Origin of the sequence: Pseudoalteromonas sp. XMcav2-N, assembly GCF_024124545.1 — a bacterium.
GTDB lineage: Bacteria > Pseudomonadota > Gammaproteobacteria > Enterobacterales > Alteromonadaceae > Pseudoalteromonas.
In genome coordinates, this window is sequence record NZ_JAMXSF010000014.1 from 106,400 (window position 1) to 125,986 (window position 19,587).

At 45.5% G+C, this 19,587-nt stretch carries 20 protein-coding genes; 9 read left to right on the forward strand and 11 right to left on the reverse strand.

All coding sequences use genetic code 11. From position 1 onward, the window contains the following. Nucleotides 1–52: 52 nt before the first annotated feature. Complete coding sequence (locus NH568_RS17315) at nt 53–1,813, reverse strand: M1 family aminopeptidase (RefSeq protein WP_253049240.1); 1,761 nt, start codon at nt 1,811–1,813, stop codon at nt 53–55. A gap of 265 nt (nt 1,814–2,078) precedes the next feature. Between NH568_RS17315 and NH568_RS24055 the strand changes: the two genes are divergently transcribed. Beyond that, on the forward strand, nt 2,079–4,079 hold the full coding sequence (locus NH568_RS24055; protein ID WP_290444317.1) for a S8 family serine peptidase: 2,001 nt from the start codon (nt 2,079–2,081) through the stop codon (nt 4,077–4,079). A gap of 43 nt (nt 4,080–4,122) precedes the next feature. Here NH568_RS24055 and NH568_RS17335 read toward each other — a convergent pair whose 3' ends face one another. After that, nucleotides 4,123–4,491, reverse strand: coding sequence for a helix-turn-helix domain-containing protein (locus NH568_RS17335; RefSeq protein WP_290444318.1), 369 nt, complete (start codon nt 4,489–4,491; stop codon nt 4,123–4,125). 176 nt (nt 4,492–4,667) lie between these two features. On the opposite strand from NH568_RS17335, the gene NH568_RS17340 reads away from it, so the two are divergent. After that, nucleotides 4,668–5,675, forward strand: coding sequence for an MBL fold metallo-hydrolase (locus NH568_RS17340; protein WP_253049242.1), 1,008 nt, complete (start codon nt 4,668–4,670; stop codon nt 5,673–5,675). 66 nt (nt 5,676–5,741) lie between these two features. Here the strand turns inward: NH568_RS17340 and NH568_RS17345 are convergent, their stop codons facing one another. Both NH568_RS17345 and NH568_RS17350 read right to left on the reverse strand, forming a co-directional pair. Next, entirely contained in the window at nt 5,742–6,245 is a 504-nt protein-coding gene (locus NH568_RS17345) for a nuclear transport factor 2 family protein (protein WP_253049244.1), read from the reverse strand. Nucleotides 6,246–6,298: 53 nt separating this feature from the next. After that, nucleotides 6,299–7,273: an alpha/beta fold hydrolase gene (locus tag NH568_RS17350; protein ID WP_253049246.1), complete on the reverse strand. Its 975-nt coding sequence runs from the start codon at nt 7,271–7,273 to the stop codon at nt 6,299–6,301. Between the two features lie 181 nt (nt 7,274–7,454). On the opposite strand from NH568_RS17350, the gene NH568_RS17355 reads away from it, so the two are divergent. Continuing rightward, nucleotides 7,455–8,357: an AraC family transcriptional regulator gene (locus NH568_RS17355; RefSeq protein WP_253049248.1), complete on the forward strand. Its 903-nt coding sequence runs from the start codon at nt 7,455–7,457 to the stop codon at nt 8,355–8,357. A 13-nt stretch (nt 8,358–8,370) separates the two neighbouring features. Here NH568_RS17355 and NH568_RS17360 read toward each other — a convergent pair whose 3' ends face one another. Both NH568_RS17360 and NH568_RS17365 read right to left on the reverse strand, forming a co-directional pair. Further along, on the reverse strand, nt 8,371–9,231 hold the full coding sequence (locus tag NH568_RS17360; RefSeq protein WP_253049250.1) for an NAD-dependent epimerase/dehydratase family protein: 861 nt from the start codon (nt 9,229–9,231) through the stop codon (nt 8,371–8,373). A 100-nt stretch (nt 9,232–9,331) separates the two neighbouring features. Beyond that, nucleotides 9,332–9,937 (reverse strand): hypothetical protein, encoded by a 606-nt coding sequence (locus tag NH568_RS17365; RefSeq protein WP_253049251.1) that lies wholly within the window; start codon nt 9,935–9,937, stop codon nt 9,332–9,334. 361 nt (nt 9,938–10,298) lie between these two features. Here NH568_RS17365 and NH568_RS17370 point away from each other — a divergent pair, with 361 nt between their 5' ends. Next, nucleotides 10,299–10,841: a nuclear transport factor 2 family protein gene (locus NH568_RS17370; RefSeq protein WP_253049253.1), complete on the forward strand. Its 543-nt coding sequence runs from the start codon at nt 10,299–10,301 to the stop codon at nt 10,839–10,841. A gap of 407 nt (nt 10,842–11,248) precedes the next feature. On the opposite strand, the gene NH568_RS17375 is transcribed toward NH568_RS17370, so the two are convergent. The 5 genes from NH568_RS17375 to NH568_RS17395 all read right to left on the reverse strand — a co-directional run bounded on the left by NH568_RS17375 (nt 11,249) and on the right by NH568_RS17395 (nt 14,570). Next, complete coding sequence (locus NH568_RS17375) at nt 11,249–12,046, reverse strand: hypothetical protein (protein ID WP_253049255.1); 798 nt, start codon at nt 12,044–12,046, stop codon at nt 11,249–11,251. A 369-nt stretch (nt 12,047–12,415) separates the two neighbouring features. Next, the gene (locus NH568_RS17380) at nt 12,416–13,306 is read right to left on the reverse strand and encodes a LysR family transcriptional regulator (RefSeq protein WP_253049257.1); all 891 of its coding nucleotides are present in this window, start codon (nt 13,304–13,306) and stop codon (nt 12,416–12,418) included. A gap of 197 nt (nt 13,307–13,503) precedes the next feature. Continuing rightward, nucleotides 13,504–14,076, reverse strand: a complete 573-nt coding sequence (locus NH568_RS17385) for a hypothetical protein (protein WP_253049259.1) — start codon at nt 14,074–14,076, stop codon at nt 13,504–13,506. Nucleotides 14,077–14,090: 14 nt separating this feature from the next. Beyond that, the gene (locus tag NH568_RS17390; RefSeq protein ID WP_253049261.1) at nt 14,091–14,252 is read right to left on the reverse strand and encodes a hypothetical protein; all 162 of its coding nucleotides are present in this window, start codon (nt 14,250–14,252) and stop codon (nt 14,091–14,093) included. Between the two features lie 69 nt (nt 14,253–14,321). After that, nucleotides 14,322–14,570, reverse strand: a complete 249-nt coding sequence (locus tag NH568_RS17395) for a helix-turn-helix transcriptional regulator (RefSeq protein WP_290444319.1) — start codon at nt 14,568–14,570, stop codon at nt 14,322–14,324. 234 nt (nt 14,571–14,804) lie between these two features. Between NH568_RS17395 and NH568_RS17400 the strand changes: the two genes are divergently transcribed. The 5 genes from NH568_RS17400 to NH568_RS17420 all read left to right on the forward strand — a co-directional run bounded on the left by NH568_RS17400 (nt 14,805) and on the right by NH568_RS17420 (nt 19,587). Continuing rightward, entirely contained in the window at nt 14,805–15,026 is a 222-nt protein-coding gene (locus tag NH568_RS17400) for a helix-turn-helix transcriptional regulator (protein WP_125718556.1), read from the forward strand. A 713-nt stretch (nt 15,027–15,739) separates the two neighbouring features. Continuing rightward, nucleotides 15,740–16,891 carry a PfkB family carbohydrate kinase gene (locus tag NH568_RS17405; RefSeq protein ID WP_253049262.1) on the forward strand — a complete coding sequence of 384 codons (1,152 nt, stop codon included), beginning with the start codon at nt 15,740–15,742 and terminating at the stop codon, nt 16,889–16,891. Nucleotide 16,892: 1 nt separating this feature from the next. After that, nucleotides 16,893–18,305 carry a toll/interleukin-1 receptor domain-containing protein gene (locus NH568_RS17410; RefSeq protein ID WP_253049264.1) on the forward strand — a complete coding sequence of 471 codons (1,413 nt, stop codon included), beginning with the start codon at nt 16,893–16,895 and terminating at the stop codon, nt 18,303–18,305. Next, complete coding sequence (locus tag NH568_RS17415; RefSeq protein WP_253049266.1) at nt 18,302–19,009, forward strand: hypothetical protein; 708 nt, start codon at nt 18,302–18,304, stop codon at nt 19,007–19,009. Before NH568_RS17410 ends, NH568_RS17415 begins: the two co-directional genes overlap by 4 nt. Next, entirely contained in the window at nt 19,000–19,587 is a 588-nt protein-coding gene (locus NH568_RS17420; RefSeq protein WP_253049268.1) for a 7-cyano-7-deazaguanine synthase, read from the forward strand. The genes NH568_RS17415 and NH568_RS17420 overlap by 10 nt, the downstream gene beginning before the upstream one ends.

Here is a 19,587-nt window from a genome sequence, read left to right on the forward strand (position 1 = left end):
ACGCATCTTTGAGTATATCCAGCGCTTTACTGGCCTCCAGACTGTCGGCCGGCTAAGTGCGCAACAGCTCGGTCAGCCCCTGAATATATCGGGTATAGCCCAGCTGACCCATTTTGGTCAGCGCTTCCTGGTTGTCCATATCAGCGAGTCTGTCGGCCATTGTGCGCTGCTCTATGGGAAAGCGGGGGTTGGCGGAGCGGTCGATATAACGAAAGTATCCCACGCCTTCCGGGTCGATCAGCACGGCATCTTGGGCACCCACCTGTGGCAATAGCTGCGACGCTTCAGACAAGATAAGTCGCTGGATCCTGACTTTATGGCCATCCCAGATCTTAAGCTGCAAGGGGATCGTCCAGCGTCTGTCTGCATCGTCATGAAAGCTTTGCTGTGACAGTACTAACTTGTCATTTTGTTTGCTTAGCGTGATCAGCGGATAGCCCGGCTGAGTCAGAAAAGAATTGACTATCTCATCCACTCGCAGCGCGTTGGGAAACAACCCGGTAAAATCGGCCGTCGTCGCATGACCACCCTGATGCGCATCGATATACTGGCGCATCACCTGTTTAAGCATGGCGTCACCTACATGCGCTTCCAGCATGTGCAGCAGCGCCCGGCCTTTGGTGTAATACAGCCCACCGATGCCTTCATTATCTGCCCGGTCCATGATAATTCGTTTCAGAGCCGGGGCACTGTCATTATCACCGTCAAATGCGCTGATCTGAGGTGTATAGGTACAGGTATCGTTGTCCGGGTAATAATGCGTCACCACTTTCGCAGCAAAGAACTCACTAAACGATTCATTCAACCAGTAATCGTCGTACCATTGCATCGTGACATTATGGCCAAACCAGGTATGTGCCACTTCATGGGCAATCAACTTACGAAAACGACATAACGCCTCTGGGCTGGCATCTGTGCCGGGCAGCTGATTGGTATTCAGCGCGATCAGGCTGACATTTTCCATCCCAGCCAGCGTGCCTATTGGCGCGATAAAAAAATCGAGCCTGTCATAGGGAAACGGTGCATCCAGGTGCTCAGACAGGTAATTGATTGATTGGTGGATCAGGGTACCCAGCTCAGCCGGCACGCTCTGACGTACATTTTTTGGCATATACGCCGTGGCCGGCACGCCCGCCCCTCCAAGCTCAGTGGCATTAAACTCGCCGACCGCCAGTGCCAGCACATCGGTGTTGATCTTCGACGTTGGCGCAAACCGGATCAGCTGCCTGCTGCCCTGTTGCTGCGTTTCAATCGGGCGCGTATTGTGCAATGCCTGCAACCCGGCCGGGATATCTACAGTCAGGGTGAACTCAGTTTTGATACCCGGATCATCTACAGCCGGAAACACTCTGCGTGCTTCCATCTCCTGAAACTGGGTAAACAAAGTGGGTGGACCATCGTCCCCACCGACTTCATATAATCCCTGTACACTGTCCTGCTCCCCAACCAAGCCCGTGAAGCGTATGGTCAGCTCAGCGCTTTCTTCGAGCTTAAAAGGTAAATCATGGCGCACAATATCAAACTCATCCGCGGCGATCACAGGCAGTAAAACCTGCTTGTCCTGATACGTCAGCTCAACCTGCTCAAGCGTTAGCCCAAGGGAATGATAAGCAATATAATCAACAGGTTGAGAAATTTTATACGTTAATTTTGTTTCTCCGCTAAAGGTGTGCTCGCCCGGTGTAATGGTGAGTGTTATCTGCTGTTGAGGGACTGAAAGTGCCTTTGCGATACGATAGTCCGCAGCCAGTACAGAATGCGCAAACAGCACCATCAATAGCACAAGAGATGCCACGCCTGATTTATAAGTCATTGTTATTATTTGATCCTTCCATTGTGATGTATTGATACTACGCCAAACCATATCGTCATAAAAGCACCTGAGCATGAGCATGTACCCGAATTGTTCATCATTTTTACGTATTTGTGTCATTTACATTAACAATGGGTTGCAAATGAAAACACCAAGGGGTAATTTGATCCTTATTGGGGTACAAAATAAACAACAAGCAGGAAACCATTGCAACGGATGCAGCAAAAATAACAAGTAGCAACAATAAGAATCAGTAGGAAGTAACATGACCAAGACATTCAGACTCACCTCGTTAGCCCTTGCCTTATCGGCCCTGTCGTCAACCGCCGTCACCGCACAGGAAACCAAGCAGTACATTCTTAAGCAAAGTGATTTAGCCATTTTTGCACCGCAGACAAGTCGCTTTGCCCGCGCAGCTATTGCGCAGGACTTTGCCGCTGAGCCTGCAGCAGAAGTACTGTCAAACGATGACAATGGCACAGTAGTCACCATGGAGCTGACTGCTGAGCAGGTTGCGAAACTGAAAGCATCTGGCCAGTATGCCTACATTGAAGAAGATTATGAGTATGTACCTTTCTCTTCCACCAGCAGCGCGGAAGTATCACCATATGGCCTTGCTGAAGTTCAGGCACCGCTCCTGCAAGACACCAACGCAGATCTGTTTAAGGTCTGTGTGATTGACTCTGGCTATGATCTGGGCCACCCGGACCTGCCGCAAAACGCCACCGGCTTTACCGATCTGCCAGGCGGTCTGACCTGGTACCAGGATGGCTCCGGCCATGGTACCCACGTTGCTGGTACCATAGTGGCGCTGAAAAACGGCCAGGGTGTAGTGGGTGTGCTGCCCAATGATAAAATTGGCGTACATAACGTGCGCGTATTCGACAATGACGGCAAACAAGGTTTAACCTCTCGTATTGCCCGCGCCGTTGATAACTGTGTTGAAAATGGCGCTAAAGTCATCAATATGAGCTTAGGTGGTGGCAGCCCCAGTCAATATTTTCAGGAGCGTTTGCAGGCAGCCTACGACAAAGGCGTATTACTGATTGCAGCAGCCGGTAACGGCGGCGACGCGACCCTCAGCTACCCTGCCAGCTACGATACGGTGGTATCGGTGGCCAACATTGACGAAAACCGCGTTAAAAACAGCTCATCTCAGTACAATGCGCAGGTCGAGATTGCTGCACCTGGCACCAACGTTTTATCAACGGTACCGCGTGGCACCGGGGTTGCAGCAGGCGTCACCGCGAATGGGGTGTTTGTTAAAGGTGGCGGTATGACCAACTCGGTAGAAGGTAAGGTCAGTGCCGAACTCGTCGACTGTGGCCAGGGTCTGAGCGCCTGTGCGGCCACGCAAAGTGTGTGTTTAATTGAACGTGGTGGTGCATCCTTCAAAGATAAGGCGGCAAACTGCCAGGCCGGTGGTGGTGTGGCAGCCATAGTCTATAACAATGCCCCGGGCTCCTTTGGCGGTACGCTGGGTGACGGGGTACACGGTGTGACCATTCCGGTGATTTCTCTGTCTCAGGAAGACGGCACAGCCCTTCTGGCATCTGTGGGCAGCACGGTCGAAGTGCAGCTAGAAGCCATACTGGATTACGATGAAAAGTCGGGTACGTCTATGGCCAGCCCGCACGTAGCCGGTGTTGCCGCGCTGGTCTGGAGCCAACATCCAAGCTGTAGCAATGTCGATATCCGGAATGCCCTGAATGCCACCGCCATCGACTTAGGCTCAGCAGGTCGCGACCATAAATACGGCCATGGCTTAGTGCAGGCCAAAGCTGCATCTGATTATATTGCAGTCAATGGCTGTAGTGGCGCGCAGGACAACCAGCTTCCTGTTGCCAGCTTTACCGCCAGCTGTACCGACCTTGCATGTGGATTTAACGCCAGTGCCAGCCGCGATCCGGATGGACAGGTTGTTGCTTATGACTGGAATATTGACGGCTTCGCAACCACAGGTGTAAACGTGAACCACGCTTTTGCTAACGCCGGCAGCTATCAGGTATCACTGACGGTAACAGACGATGCAGGTGCTACACACACAGTGACTCAGTCGGTTTCCGTTACGGATGGCAATAATAATAGCGGCTGTACGGGTCTGGAAACCTGGTCTGCCAGCAAGATTTACCGCTCAGGTAATGAAGTTGCCTACAATGGTCGTAAATACCACAGCAACTGGTGGCACCGTGACAAAAACCCGGCACAAAACTCCAATGTGGGTAATGCCTGGAAAGTCTGGACAGATCTGGGTGCCTGTAACTAAGCACCCCATGATTTACTATTGAGAGCAAGCAGTCAGGCGGTACTTAGGTATCGCCTTTTTTATGAGCCAAATCTTGTTGCCGCTGCCCCCACTCACACAGCATATCCAGAATTGGCCTAAGCTCATCTGATAATGAAGTACTGGTGTATTCCACCCTGGGCGGCACCTCGGCATACACCTCACGAGAGACCAATCCGTCAGCCTCCAGCTCTCTCAACTGTTGGGTCAGCATCTTTTGCGTGATCTTTGGAATCCGCTTTTTCAGCTCACCAAAACGCAGCGTGTTGTCTCGCAGGTGAAACAGAATGATCACCTTCCACTTGCCGCCGATCACGTTCATGACTGAGGTCATCGGACAGCCACCTAAATTAATGTCATTTTCTTCTGTGCGTAACGCCTTGTTTTTTGTCATTGGTTACCCCGGCCATACTAGCTTACAAATTGGTGCTTACTTGATATGAGTATATCTGAACTCTATAGTTTCCAAAATATACTAAGGGCCATTTTGATACTCGTAAGTCTCGTTATAAGCACAGATTGTGCTGGCTGGCCCTGAGAAACGTAACACGACTGGATCAGGAAACCCCCATGAACACACCAAAATATGCTTTATTCGGCGCACTGGCGATGCTTTCAACCTTCACAACTCAGGCTGGTGAATTTATTTACAAGCCCGCCTCTGCCACTGAGATAGCAGTACACCATCAGAAAGTGGCAGGCAGCCACCGCGAGCGTTTTGTTAAACCTTATGAAGTGCAACGCCTGAGTCAGAACGTCTACTGGATATCGGTTGCCAACTACAACGTCACCGCAGTGGTTGGTCAGCGCAGTGTATTGCTGATCGATGCCCCGCATGGCACAGGCAAACAACTGCTGGCAGCCATCAAGTCTTTCACCAACAAACCGCTGCATGGCATCGTCTATTCTCATGCCCATGCTGATCACGTGGGCGACTCACGGCTTATCCAAAAAGCACTGGCCGATACCCCCATTGAGATTTACGCCGCTGCAGAGGTGCGCGATGCACTGCACTCGCACAAAGTCACGGCGCCCGCGCCGGTCACTCAGCTCATTGGCGACACGTTTAACTTTGAAGGCCACACATTTAAAACATTTAGCAACTTTAATGGCCATACTCAGGACAACACCGCGTTATTGATTCAGGATCAGGGACGCACCATCATTCACGCCATCGATCTGGTCCATCCGGATCAGCTGGAGTTTCGCAGCTTTTCAAACGTTGAAGACGCCATTGCCTATAAAAACGACATAGATACACTGATGGCACTGGACTGGGACGTGATGGTCACCGGCCACAGTAACCTGGGCTACAAAGCCGATGTACAGTTTGTTCAGGACTATATTCGGGATGTGCAAACCTTTATTCATGCAGGGCTGGCCAAAGCCCAGTTTGCCGAGCACTTTAAGGGCGAATCGCCATTTAGCTGGTACGCTGGCTACACCAATGAAATCATTGACTTTGCTCACGCCAAAATGGCTGAAAAATACCGTAAAGGCAGAGAAGAAGAGTTTGATATTGTGGCTAAATCGCACGTGCGCGTGATGTTTTGGGCGATGTTTGCCCGGGCGCTGTAATCTGGGCTCAGAGCGCGTTCAGCGCAAAACGACACACACGATTGCGCTGAACGCTGCCAGCTCACACTAATCCGTCACTTTTCGGGCTTCCCGCTCCAGCCAATTTTGCCGGGCATGCTGCGGGGCGATAGCCAGAATATCACGGCTCCCCTGCTCTGCTTTACGGATGAGCCTGATGGACGAAATTTGCCAATGCTGCGCAGCTTTGATCAGGCCAAATTCGTACTCCCCGGACACCGACCAGAACCCTGTTTCTCCCAGCCAGTGACGCGCGATAAACTCAGCCCTGGCACTCGCCTTGTCTCCCGTGACGGTCACAACCAGATTGCTGAGTTCATGCAAGGTTGCATCAAAGCCAGGCAGGAACCCGGCCCACTGCTGTAGTAATGCCCGCCGCTCTATCCGTTGCACCTCTGTGCCGAATAAATCGCTGTAATCAACCGTCAGCTGCGGGGCAAATACCCTGCCAAGGTAGTCGAATGCTCCCTGATCGGCAAAGACTGAAAAACTGTGTATCTGGCTGCGAATTTTTGCTTCATCCACCGTCATCGTGCGTGCATTGGCATTCATCGTCATGACTCCTATAAATAGTACTAACCAATATCTTGCTTGCATGCTGCCCCTCACAAGGTTGCCGCAAAATGTGTCACAACGGCATCCACCGCCTGACTGACCGCCTCGGGCTGATCGTAAAAATCAAACTGACTGATCCCCTCAAACCACACGGCACGCACGTTGCTGCCCGCGCTATCAAGATACTGGTGGGCACCTGCCGGCAAAGCCATGGCATCGGACGCCACCATCAGCACCGGTTTATCCTGAGCCGCGGCACCGGCCTGCGCATCGTAATTTAACCAGCCCGACCAGGAGGCAACATTAAACTGATTGTCGTACTGTGGTATCAATCCCCGATCGGTTTGCGTGTAATATGGGACCTGATACATCAATGACTGTGCATTGCTGTTGCTGGCCGCTTCGATATAAACAGGTTGCGCAGCCTTAGTCGCTTGTTCAGCCGCTGCGAGTAACGTCTGGACTTGCGCTTCGCCACCGTAAATGGCTGTCGCCATGGCTTTGTCATGCAACCAGGGGGCGACCACGGCAGCGCTTTTTACTTTGCCATGACCTGTAATGGCATCCAGCATATACCCGGCCGATGCACAGATCCCAAGACCTGCAATACGTGTGGTATCGACGCCCAGCAATTGGTCGAGCGAATCGATCACAGCACGAATATCCGCCGTTTTACGCGCCGGATCTTCGAGATAGAGCACCGCATCAGCACTTTCACCCCAACCACGAAAGTCAAAGGTCAGCGCAGCGAACCCTTGCTCTGCCAGTGCCTGTGCATAGACCGCGCTCATTTGCTCTTTCACCGTTGTCCAGGCACCGGTAACGATAACCAGCGGTGCATTGGGATGATTTTTGGGCAGATAAAGGTTGGCCGCAAGGGGGCCTATCTGAGTACTTAATTCAATCTTTTGCATAGTGATCTCCTGTGACGATAATTGATGCTGATGCGTGGTTGCAGACACAGTGGGTGGTAATACTGCGATGGTCAGACTCCCCAACAGGAGTAATAGTGATTGCTTAAACATGGCACCCTCTGTGTTGTATGTGAGCCGTTTGGCTAACCTGGGCATAGATTAGCGCTGAGGGGCCCCGCAAGATTGAAGATTCCTGCCCGGGTTTTGGTATTTTATTGCACACAAGCTGAGTTGACGGCGGACAGAAGGGTGGGCTAGATTCACTCTAAGAGTCATCAATGAACACCCCGCCATGCAATCAAAACTGAGGTTTTATAACTTTGAAACCAGCACCTTATCGGATTGTGGTGCGGTACTGGAGATTGCCTTTTCAAATCATGATCTGGCATGGCCTGGCATATTGGTTGAACAGGGCACGTCTCCCCATTTTTACCCCACCCATGTCTACACGCCTTACTTTTACTTTGCACTGGCGCTGGAAAGTGACTTGCACTGGCAGGCCGAACAAAACGGACACCTGGCCGACTTACACACCAGCCCAGGCAATATCTGGATCAATCCGCCGGGCACGCCCTTTACCCATGCAATTTCAGAGCCTTGCTATTTCGTGATCCTGGCCATCGAATCACAGCATTTTCTGGACCGCTGTCCACTCAGCCTGGATGGCATTGAATTGCAGTTTCTCAACAATTACAACGTGGTAGATGCCACCATCAAAGGCATCATTGACCTGTTTATGCTTGAGGCAAAAAACAAGGGCCGCAATGGCAAGGCCTATTTGGACAACCTCGTTGGGCTACTGGCCACCCATTACATTCATAACTACTCCAATTATCAGGATCAGAAAACGGCGCAGGTCGCGACCTCTAAGTTTGATCAGCAGCAAATTGCTAAAATTGATGACTATATTCAGGCACATATTGGTCAAAGCATTGCGGTAGACGAGCTGGCGGACTTACTGGGGTGCAGCAAGTTTTACTTTCTGAGGGAGTTTAAAAAGCACCAGGGGATCACCCCCTATCAGTACATTCTGGATAGGCGCCTGGCACAGGCCAAAGCGGCATTATTATCCGGGCGTGCCAATATCGCTGCGACCGCTTTAGAGCTGGGCTTTAACGATCAATCTCACTTTACCCGGGCATTTAAAAATCACTTTGGCATCACACCCGGGCAGTTTATTAAGCAACGCGACTAACCGGCGTTACCGATCACACACTCGGAGGTAAAAACAGCCTGGGTTGCCAGCCTAATTCGCGGATGGCTTTGTCGCTTGAGAACACCTGCTGCAGTGCATAGCCTTCTGTCCAGGTGCCATATATTTGCGCCCACTGCGCCGCTTGTCCGCACACAATCGGTTGCTCAGACAATGTCTGTAATAAGCTTGCCAGCGGAGCGCTTGGCTCTGCCGATCCTATGTACTCTTCACCTTGCTTGCCGCGCTCAAGTACCAGGCGATACAGCTCAGCCAGATTAGTGCGCTCAACCAGTGGCCAGGTTTGCGTTTCGTCCGCCGGTAACACGGGGTGGCCACAGCGCTCTATTTCCCAGCTCAGGATGGGTGGCAAATAGTGCTCTTCCTCGCACACCACATTGACCGGGCTGACAACACGTAAGTCGATGTTTTCTTTGTCCGATAACCAGGCGATGTTATCCAGCATCCACTGAAAATCGGCCACCGAATGCTTTGGCGTGGTTTCGGTGATCACCGCATCATGACTGCCATAGGCCCAGCATCCAGCGGTATAGACAAGTATAAGTGGCGTAGTGCGTGTTAAGGCATGGTCAGCCACAGCCTGCATCAACGTCGCATCCACCTCGCCCATCTTGTCATCAAAGGTACAGGCGGTATGGATAAACGCATCACAGCTCGCAAGCTCGCTGAGCCAGGATTGCGGCTCGGTCAGTGATCCAGTCACTGCCGTTGCGCCCAGTTGCACGGCTTTATCAGCGCTTGTTGCATTTCTGCATAACACCTTGACCTGATAACCATGTGTGACCAGTTCTCGCACTATGGCACTGCCAATATTGCCTGTTCCGCCAGTCACAAATACCGATTTGTGTATGCTCATCTGTTTCTCCTTTCAGATTTAAAAACATACACCCACAGTAGCGCAGTATGTACCCAAATTTCTACACTTTCGTATGAGTAAAAGCGCCCGCAGCGTTTGCTCACGCTACCTGAGATCCGGCCACCGTATCAGAGCGAATTACCCGGCTGGCCCACACAAACGCCAGCGCCAGCAACCCATTGGTATAAAAGTCCAGCGATAAGCCCACTTCTGCCCCATACAGCATGCCCGCCAGTAACATCAGGCTCCAGCATACAACGGGGATCGACAAAGCCAGGCCCAGAGCGCGCGAGGCAGGGTCCCGCAGGCTGGCAATCGCATTGCAAATAAAGGCACCGACCATCGCAATCATAAATACGCCTATCAGCGCCTGCATACCAACACCTCTGGTGGCATCGCCCAGCAGCGCACTGGCGATAACCCAGCAGGCGCCAATGCTCAGCGCGACCAAAGACGACAGAGCAAACCCGGCGCCCCACTTGGCCAGTTTCGGTGCTCGCGACGCAATTCGAGGGTGCAGTTTATACAACCCCAGGACACTGGATGCGAGTCCGATAATTGCCGGGATCGCGGGCCACAAAATGGACAGCTGATATCCGGAAAAGTGGCGTGCCCATAAACACAGGGTGTTGATTAACATAAAACCACCGGCAATCAGAAAAAATCGGGCATCCCAGGATGTAGGTGTGTGCTGAACGTTTTGCATTGTCTTCCTCGCATTGAATGTTATTAACCGTAAACAGGTGAGGTCATACAATGCAAAGAAATGGTCGGTAAGTCGTTTGAATGGGCCCGTTCGAACTTTTTATTTCAATTACTTTCATAACGTTATACCACTTTCTTCATCCTCTTTATCTCTGTGGCTTATTCAGCGGTGCTTGTCAGGGCGCAATACAATGCGCCATTACGCACGCTTTAACACCCTGATTGTCACAACCTACGTGCGACATGGGTTACCAAAAAGTACCCTGGTAAGTAATTTGTGCCTTCTTGCAAAGGTGGTTACTAATAATTACCATGGTTACCAGATGAGACTTAAACCTGAATTTACAACTAAGGAGCACCCCATGTTGAAAACCCTAAGTGCAGCATTACTTTTACTGGTCAGTACCGTGACATTTGCCGCAGGCAAAGACGCCCCTAAAATCCACTTTGATGAGTTAAAAAAACCAAGCTGGAGCGAACAGGAATTAAGCAATGCACGCCTGGTCACCGACTTTGTACAAAATCTGATGAACAACCACAACTTTGACTATGTGCTAAAACACTACAACGACAGCGCCTATGTGCAGCACAACCGCAACCTGCCGGATAAAATCCCCGGTCTGGTCGGCTTTTTACAAGAGTTTGTAGAGGATTACCCGGACTACAGCTATGACGTAAAACACATCTACGCCGACGGCGACTTCGTGATTTTTCACTCTCACGCCACGCTGGATAAAGATCACCGCGGCAATGACCAAAAAGGCATGAACATCATCGACACCTGGCGCATCGAAGACGGCCGCATTGTAGAACACTGGGACTCAATCCAGGCTCTGGATCTGTCAATGCGTATTTACTCACTTTTCAGCGGTGGCGACATTCAAAATGATAATGGCGTGTTTTAATGAAGAGTTTTGATGGGGTGAGTGTGGAGTAAGCACTGTCGTTTTATGTCAGCTTTAACGTTCAGAGTGAAATGACGCAGCCCGACAAAAGGCACTGACTTACAAATACAAAAAGCCGCTCACAATGGTTTTATCAGCCTGAGCGGTTCTTTGCGCTTAAAATTCGGGGATCCAGCAGCGTGCAATCTCGCCAAATAACGGTTTATATTTACTACCGCTGCCCCTCACCGACTATTGCCTTTAGAACAGAACCTGCGTACTTATAAAGCACGTTAACTCTCACCACCTTGTTGATAAAAATTATTGTTCTATATAACACCAGAATAGGCGCTGATTCTTTGTAGAATCTGCGCCAAAATAAACAAAGCGGTCGTATTAACTGTTTACCGTTCGAAGGCTAATAGACGTTAGTCCAACAATTTAGGAGTTTTGCCAGTAAAATCAATCCATGAGTTAGTGCCTAAGAGCTCTGCGCCTTCAACACTTGGATCTTCATATCGCATTACGAAGTTTTTTGGGCCATGCGCATAGGCTACTACAAGTCCATATTCAGAATCCAAGTAACCGCCATGTGGCACTAAACCAGGGTAACTAATTCTCCATGCTTGTCCGCCAATGCCTACGTGACCTAATGTTAATTTACCGACTACATTATCAGGTAGTAAGAAAAACCATGTCCACGGGCCACCCGAAACAATCGTCATAACTTCATCAATGCCAACGCCACTTTCTGAGCTATTTACGTGAAGCCTGCCAAATTTATCTTGCAGGAATGCCATAACCTCAGGTGTCATTGCTTTCATATCATAAACTTTTGGGTACGGCGCTACACCAACTTCAGATGTTGATAAAAAGCCACCCCGATGCATCTCAGGTTTACGACCTGCTTTCTCAATTTGCTCTAGCAATTGTCCCCGGTGTAATGAGAAAATAGAAAGTAGCTTTTCGCTTTCGGCGTCAGTAATTGCTCGTGTTCTTGACGCTTCAAGTATTGGAGTTGCTTCTTTTGGCAACGGTAAGGTACTGACACGCACTCCCGCAGATTTTAATACCGCATTTACCTTGTCTACGCCTGTCGTTGCTTTTCTGCCATCACTATAAGAAAGTGTCAGCTGACCTTGTGTTGAAACTGTATTTGCAACACTTTGGGCTGCCGCTCCAGTAGATATCACCGTAATAAATACCAGGTTAAGTAATTTTTTCATGACTCTCTTCTCCTCGGGCAGATTTTAATGTCTTCATTTGTCTAGCTTGATTAACGAAGCTAAGTCTACGGCACATAAGATAATTGAAAAACATCAACTCAGTGAACTTACTGTCTACTTTAAGTAAACAAATCAGTCAAAAATCAAACTAAAGAACACTAAATAAGAAACATTCATATGTAAGAGTGCTATCGCGTTTTGAATCAAAATATTGTTCATCAGCAGATAAAGGCAGGTTACACAAATCCCCTCAAGAAACGTTCAAGCTCCTCAGTAGGCCGTTCGATTACCCGAATATAAAGAAGGTTGTTTATGAAAAATTTAAAATACCATCTCTTATCATTACAGGTGACTTTCTTAGTGGCTGGCTCATTTAGCAAAGTAGTCGATTAGGAAGTCAATAAACGTGCGTACCTTTTGAGATTGCGCTTTGTGATAAGGGTAAATGGCATAAAGTGCATGCGTTTCTGCTTGCCATTGTGGTAATAGCTTAACCAACTCTCCTGATTTTAATTCTTCATCAACAAAAATCTCAGGGGTAAGCGCAATGCCAAGCCCTGCAATAACGGCCTGCTTTAAGGCGAGACCATTATTAACAACATAAGAGCCTGAAGTTAAGTCGATTGACTTCTTTTCATCATGTTGTCGAAATACCCAATGTCTGGGGGATGATGACAAGCTATAGATTAAGCAATTATGTTGGCTGAGATCGTCAGGGGATGATAACGCATCGGCTCGTTCAATATACTTTGGCGAGGCACACAGAACACGTTTCATATCGAGCAGTTTTCGCGATTTTAGACTAGAGTTTTGTAGCGCTCCTCCGCCACGAATGGCAACATCTAAACCTTGTTCAACAAGATCTACGTAGTGATCACTCAATATCACTTCAATAGAAATTTCTGGATGTAATTGCATAAAATCGCATATTGCAGGATTTAATTTCAAGATCCCCATAGACATGGGAACACTGACTTTAATTAAGCCACTGAGTTGGTGTGAAGACTCTATAATAGAGAGATCTGCGTGTGATAACTCATCTAAGATAGTACGCACATGATCATAATAGCGTTGCCCATTTTCAGTGATATGCATTCTTCTGGTGGTGCGATTGATTAAAGGGCTTTTAAGGTAGTCTTCTAATTCATTGATGTTTTTACTGATGGCGGCCTTGGACAGCCCCATATCTTCAGCAGCCGCTTTAAAGCTACCTAATTCAATAACACGACGAAAAACAGTGATAGCTCTTAATTTATCCATGCTTGCCTCACAACCATATAAAAGAAAACTATAGTTTACTTAAAGTAAATTATAGCATCACTAAAGCGACTTTTATCCACTAAGCAACGTCAACTATAGTTAGTGTAAGTTAAAACTAAAAAACCGCTCTAAGTGGCGACAACAGCCAGAGCGGTTTTTTGCTATTTAATTTTCTGAAAAACAACGATTAACTTTAATTACTGGCGCTGCCCTTCTCCCACCTTATCTTTTGAATAAAACCCGCGCACCGCGTCTATCGTCAAAGACATAATTGCCAGAACAGCAAACAGCGTAAGCACTAACTTAATGGGCTCGTATGCGTTGTAAATAAACATGGGGTTGAATTCGGTGAATTTTCTGATCTCACGTTCTATCAATGCCAAGATGTTTACCAGGACAGAAACTGACAAAATCAGCACATACATCAGCTCGTTCGACGTCATCTTAAAGTTAGACAGGCACTCTTTGGCAAACTGGCTCAACGCGCCCAGCCTGAGCCCAGCCACAACCGAAGCCACAGCGTGACGTTTTACAATCAACAGAATAAGTGCCGCATCCTGAACACTCATAATCAAGTAGAACCAGCCCTCGGTTGTCAGTGCCCAGCCATAAATTAATATACCAATAGTTCTGGCCAGCAAAATACTGCATGCCACCCATCTGACATTGGGGCTATTGCGACTGGCAAACACGGCTAAGACGAGCGAAAACCATATGAATATATTCATCAAGTGGTTATGGTCAACGACTATGTGAGATAAAACGTCCATATAAATCCAGGAAATTAGTTAGACTTTTTTTGCCCTTTCAGAATTTCAGGGTTGATAGGTGCAGCGGTTGGATCCACCTGACCACCGCCTCCGGCAACGCCACCCGCGCCTGTTACGGCTTTTAAACTCAGAGCATTAAGTGTCGTTAAGTGGCTTCTTTTGCTTATGTTTTTCATATTATTCCTTAATTGTCGAGTGAATTTACGTTTTGAGTGTAACAAGTGAATAACAGTGAAAGAAGTGCCTCATTCAGAAATACCTAAATCTTTACTCACCTCTTCCTCTTGCTGTTTCTTCTGAGGCAAAAGCGACCGCGGATTAAGGCCACAAACTATGTACATCCTGATGAGCTGCGGCAAATCTGGTGCTGTTTTCCCACTCTCCCAGTTATACACCGTTTGTTTTGACACACCCAATTTCTTTGCAAACTGTATCACACTGTAAGGCCCAGAAAGCCTTAGCTGCTGAACCAGATGTTTTGAATCGAGAGTCAATTTTCTATCCTTGGTTTTCTACCTCACGTACGCGCAGCACAAAGGTGCCCAATCTAAACAACCACAAATGTTAATGATAAGAAAAATAAAAGTATATTGTCAAACCTATTGGACTCGCATTCCGGTAGCATAACTTTGAATCATAAATAACCAGCTACCTTTATTAAACCGGTTGATCTAAAAGGGAAAGGAATGAAAAACAACGCGCATACTAGGAATCAAAAGGTCAACCGCATGCTAAGAGCGTTACAGGCAAACCTACGCAACCTAAGACGGGACCATAAACTCTCACAAGCCCAGCTGGCCGCCAAACTGAATGTGGACCAATCCACCATCAGCAACTTCGAATCCGGCAGATCCGTGATGACCATAGAGCAGATTTATCATCTTCACCTCATGTTCGGTGAAGACTTCAACTGCCCATGCATTGATTTTATTTTGGGGCGGGATGAGTGAAAAGGATACAAGCTACACTTGCTCGACTTCTACTTTTGTAAGTCGCTCATTCAGAGTCAAAAACTGCTCTTTAGTAATATGCATCGGCGCAGTTTCCTTCAGTATTGAACTAATTGAGTCTTATGCGACCAGTTCTCAAAAGCAAACACCAAAACTAAACTTTAAAAGTAAAACGTATCACTATTGGCGTGATTACATCAAGCCCTTATTGCCAAGAGGCAACATTCAGCTGCGATTTTACGAGGATGCAGCTGAGCAGTGGAACAGCACTCACATAACAGCAGTAAAGGGCGAGCTAATAGGTAGTAGTGAGTGGGAAAGTGTGTGAGATACCATCAACACTCACTCGCGGAAACAGCAATGTACAGGTACAAACAGGTAATGGGTGACAAGCTGGTCAGTCGTGGATTTAATCAATAGCATACTGAAGTGATGATCAAGTTGAAGTTCTCAATAAAGTCAATGCCAAGCATGCCCAAAGCTCAGAGAAACAGCTGAAGTCGCGGAATTGCCTAATCTATATGGATTTGTTCGGCAAAGCCGGATGCTATTGAACATTGGAGCAACGCACTAGATCATGCCTTTTTAAGAACCGGTCCTAAAAAGCTTGAGGATCGCTTTCATCAAAGCTCAAAAATATAGATTATACTAATCCGAGGTGGTTACAAATCAAATAATTTGTTATAAATGAAGAAAAAGAAAGGAAAATGTAAATGGATATTGTTGGTGGCTTCTACAGAGAAATATCTTTAGTCCCAGAAATTGATCAAATGTTTGGCTCTGGAGGCAGAGCTGCTGCTATATTAAGTGAAATAACAAATGATGTAACACTTCATACATATACTGACAATGATTCGGATATTGCTGAATTTGAAAAAAAGTACGTTATCAAAGTAAAAAAATATCGACGAGATGGTCCAATATCATTCTCATATTTTCATCCTTTATCTACACCACATATATCTAAAGGTGAAAATCTTCAGTCTTCAATCAAAGTTAGCGGTGAAGTTGTCCTTCGTTTCGGTCTAATTGAAGGTGATGCAGTCGTAGATGCAAATAGAGTTGTTTTTGACCCTCAGACATGGAAAAAAAAGGCTATTTATTCAATAAATGGCTCTAAAGCTAATCACCTCGTCATTGCTCTCAATGAGTTAGAGTTAGCCTACTCAACATCCGCCAACAGCATTATTGCACAAGCACAAGAATTGCTAGATCTAAATAAAGCGGAAGCCATCGTAGTAAAAAGAGGTGTTAAGGGATGTTTTGTTCTAGAAAAAAATGGAAGTAAATATTCAATACCATCATATTTATCAAACAAAGTAACCAAAGTAGGAACGGGGGATGTTTTTAGTGCTATTTTTGCTTTTTATTGGGGGGTGAAAAAGAAACGCCCTAGCCATGCAGCTGAATTAGCTTCAAAACATGTAGCATGTTTCTGCGAATCTGGAGGAATAGATCTAGATTATCAGAAAATAGATAAGTTGATTCCCATAAATTTTGAATCATTTCAACCTGTCACTATATTTGCTGATCAAACGGGCCTAGGTAAACGATATATTTTAGAAGAAGCAAAATATTTGCTTTTGCAATTTGGTATCGTTGCTCAGGTAGAAGATAATTTGGAAAATTTAGCGAACAACAAAAACCCAATTTTAATTTTAGGGGAAACTTTTCGAAATCTGATAGCAATAGAAAACCAACTAAGAAAGAATAAATCTAAAATCGTAGTGTATGATGTAAGCTGCGGTGATTGGTTTACGCGAAATTCAACACCAGAAAATATCACTTTTGCGCAAGATTTTACTTCTGCTATCTACCAGGTTGCATGGGCTTCAGCTCAACAAACAAATATAAAAGGAGTTTAATGTGGCAGATATCTTCATAGCCTATTCAAGTAAAAATGAAACAATTGCAAAAAAACTGTATGATTGCTTAAAGCATCAATGGAACGTAGTTTATGACTACTATTCAGTTGGAGATTTTACCGAATTTATTGAAAACGAGATAAAAACTTCCAAATGTTTGATCGCTATATTTTCAGAAAAATCAAAAGAGAGTAAAATATTTAAGAATGAGCTTTTATTCGCTCAGGACTGCGGCATACCTATTTTAGGAGTAAAAATAGATAAAAGTGAAATATCACTAATGTTTCGAAGCATCAGTTACTGTGAATTTATCAACTGGGACGGTGTTCTTACGTATCCAGAATTAAATAAATTAAGGGCTAGGATTTCAAAAGTAATATCACCAAAATCAACCCCACAGCGATTAAAGCATGTTATCAGCGATAAAATATCTCTTCCGATACTCTTTCAATCAGTTTCATCATTTGAAACCCAATTACCAACACATGAAGCGGTTGAGGCTTTAGATATTTTTAAATTTTCATCGATATTGATTTCTGCATACGATTTGGAAGAAAGAGAAGAATACAATCCAAAAAAACTTATTGAAAATATATTGAATTACAAAGAAAATGGTGGAGTCATATTATTAGACTCTGGCAGCTATGAAAAGCATAGAAACAACAATAAATCTTGGTGCAGAGAAAAGTTTCACAATTTAATAAGAACAATACCATTTGACTTAATATTTTGTTTTGATGAATACGACTTAAAGCAGGATATACCTGAACTTACAGCAGAAATTATTGATTCAGTTGCTAAAGACCAACAACAAACAACCGTGCCCGTTTTACCAATTATTCATGCAAGAACTAACAAAGATGGAGAATACTTATTTGATTCCTTACCTGAACTTGTTTTGGAGGTAACCAAAAGACTTAGCCCCCCATTAATAGCGATACCTGAAAGAGAGTTAGGTGATGGTTTGCAGGAACGCATTAAAAATATAGTTAAGATTAGGGCATTATTAAATACACTTTCTTATTACCAGCCAATTCATATTTTAGGAACCGGAGACCCTATTGTTATTCCATTTTTTATCGCAGCCGGTGCTGACAGTTTTGATGGATTGGAGTGGTGCAGAAAAGTAGTGGATAGAGATCAACATCGGCTTCATCATTTCCACCATTTTGATTTGTTTGCTTATCAGGCTGAATATGCTGATTCATCTGTAACTAGGAATGCAATAAATCAAGAAGGGGTAAAATTTATTGCCAAGGTCATTTTTCACAACTTAGATTTTTATACTGATTTCATGGCTAAACTGAAAAAATCAACTACAAATGGTAGTATAAGAGGATTTATTACTGAAAACTTACCTAAACCAATATGGAGTGAAATTATGAATAAGCTAAATGGAACTCTAAAAATATGAGGACAAATATTGAAAGGTTAAATGATGCAATTCAAGCAATTTACCCTGACATCGAAAATGAAGTCCAATCTGATTCTTCGACTTGTGAAATTCGTTTATGGTGGGAGCTATCGGCATGTGTACTAAGTAGCCAAGTCTCTTATGGTTTAGCAATTGCTATGGCAGATGAAATTACCAAAAGTAACTTATTTATCAAAAAACATTCGGACATTGAATTGTTATATGTGCAACTCAAAGAGTTGTTAATTACACCTGTTCGAGTGGGTGAAAAGTACATGCGACATCGCTTCTATGATGTAAAGGCTAAGCAGCTAGCAAAATGTAGTGAGCTAGTTTACAAACATGCAGGCTCTTTGCGCATGCTGCTTGATAGTTTTAATAATCATTTGGAAGCGCGAGAATGGCTAGTAAAAAATATGCCAGGGCTAGGACCAAAACAAGCAAGTATGTTTTTACGAAACTCAGGCACAACATATGAGTTAGCAATTCTTGATAGGCATGTACTCAACTATATGAGTCTACTCGGAATGTATAACGAACAAGAAAAATTTATATCTAGTAAAAAAAAGTATCTATATTACGAGAAACTATTAAGAGAATATGCTGATAGTTTGAATTGTAAAATAGGACTTTTGGACTGGGCAATATGGGTAGTTATGAGAGTTATTGAAAATAAAAAGGAGTTTACCCCGCAATGCGCGTAGTTATATTAGTTTCTGGAGGCCTTGATTCTACTTTGGTTGTCAAATTGGCAAAAGATGAAGGTGTCGAGACATATCCCTTATTTATCGATTACGGTCAAATTGCAAGGGAAGCGGAATTAAAATCTTGTGAAGAAGCTTTGGCCGCGGTTGGTGTCCATAAATTTGAAATTGCTAATTTATCAGGCTTTGGCAAACTTATCAAATCAGGGCTGACAGATCCCACTTTAGATATAGTTAATGATGCATTTACCCCTGGTCGAAACATGCTATTTCTATTAACGGCTGCGGCGTATGCATATCAAAATAACGCTGATGCTATATCAATCGGACTGCTCCATGAATCAACATCTTTATTTCCTGATCAATCCACTGAATTTCTTGAAAAAGCCGAAGAATTAATAGAATTAATAATGGGCTATAAGATAAGAGTTTTAGCTCCATTAAGAGAGTTTATGAAGCCCGACGTTATCGAGTTAGCAAAATTAAAGGGAGTAACTAAAACGTATTCATGCCATACAGGTAATTTAGAACCATGCGGTGAGTGTATTGCATGTAAAGAATTTGAGATGGAGGTATAG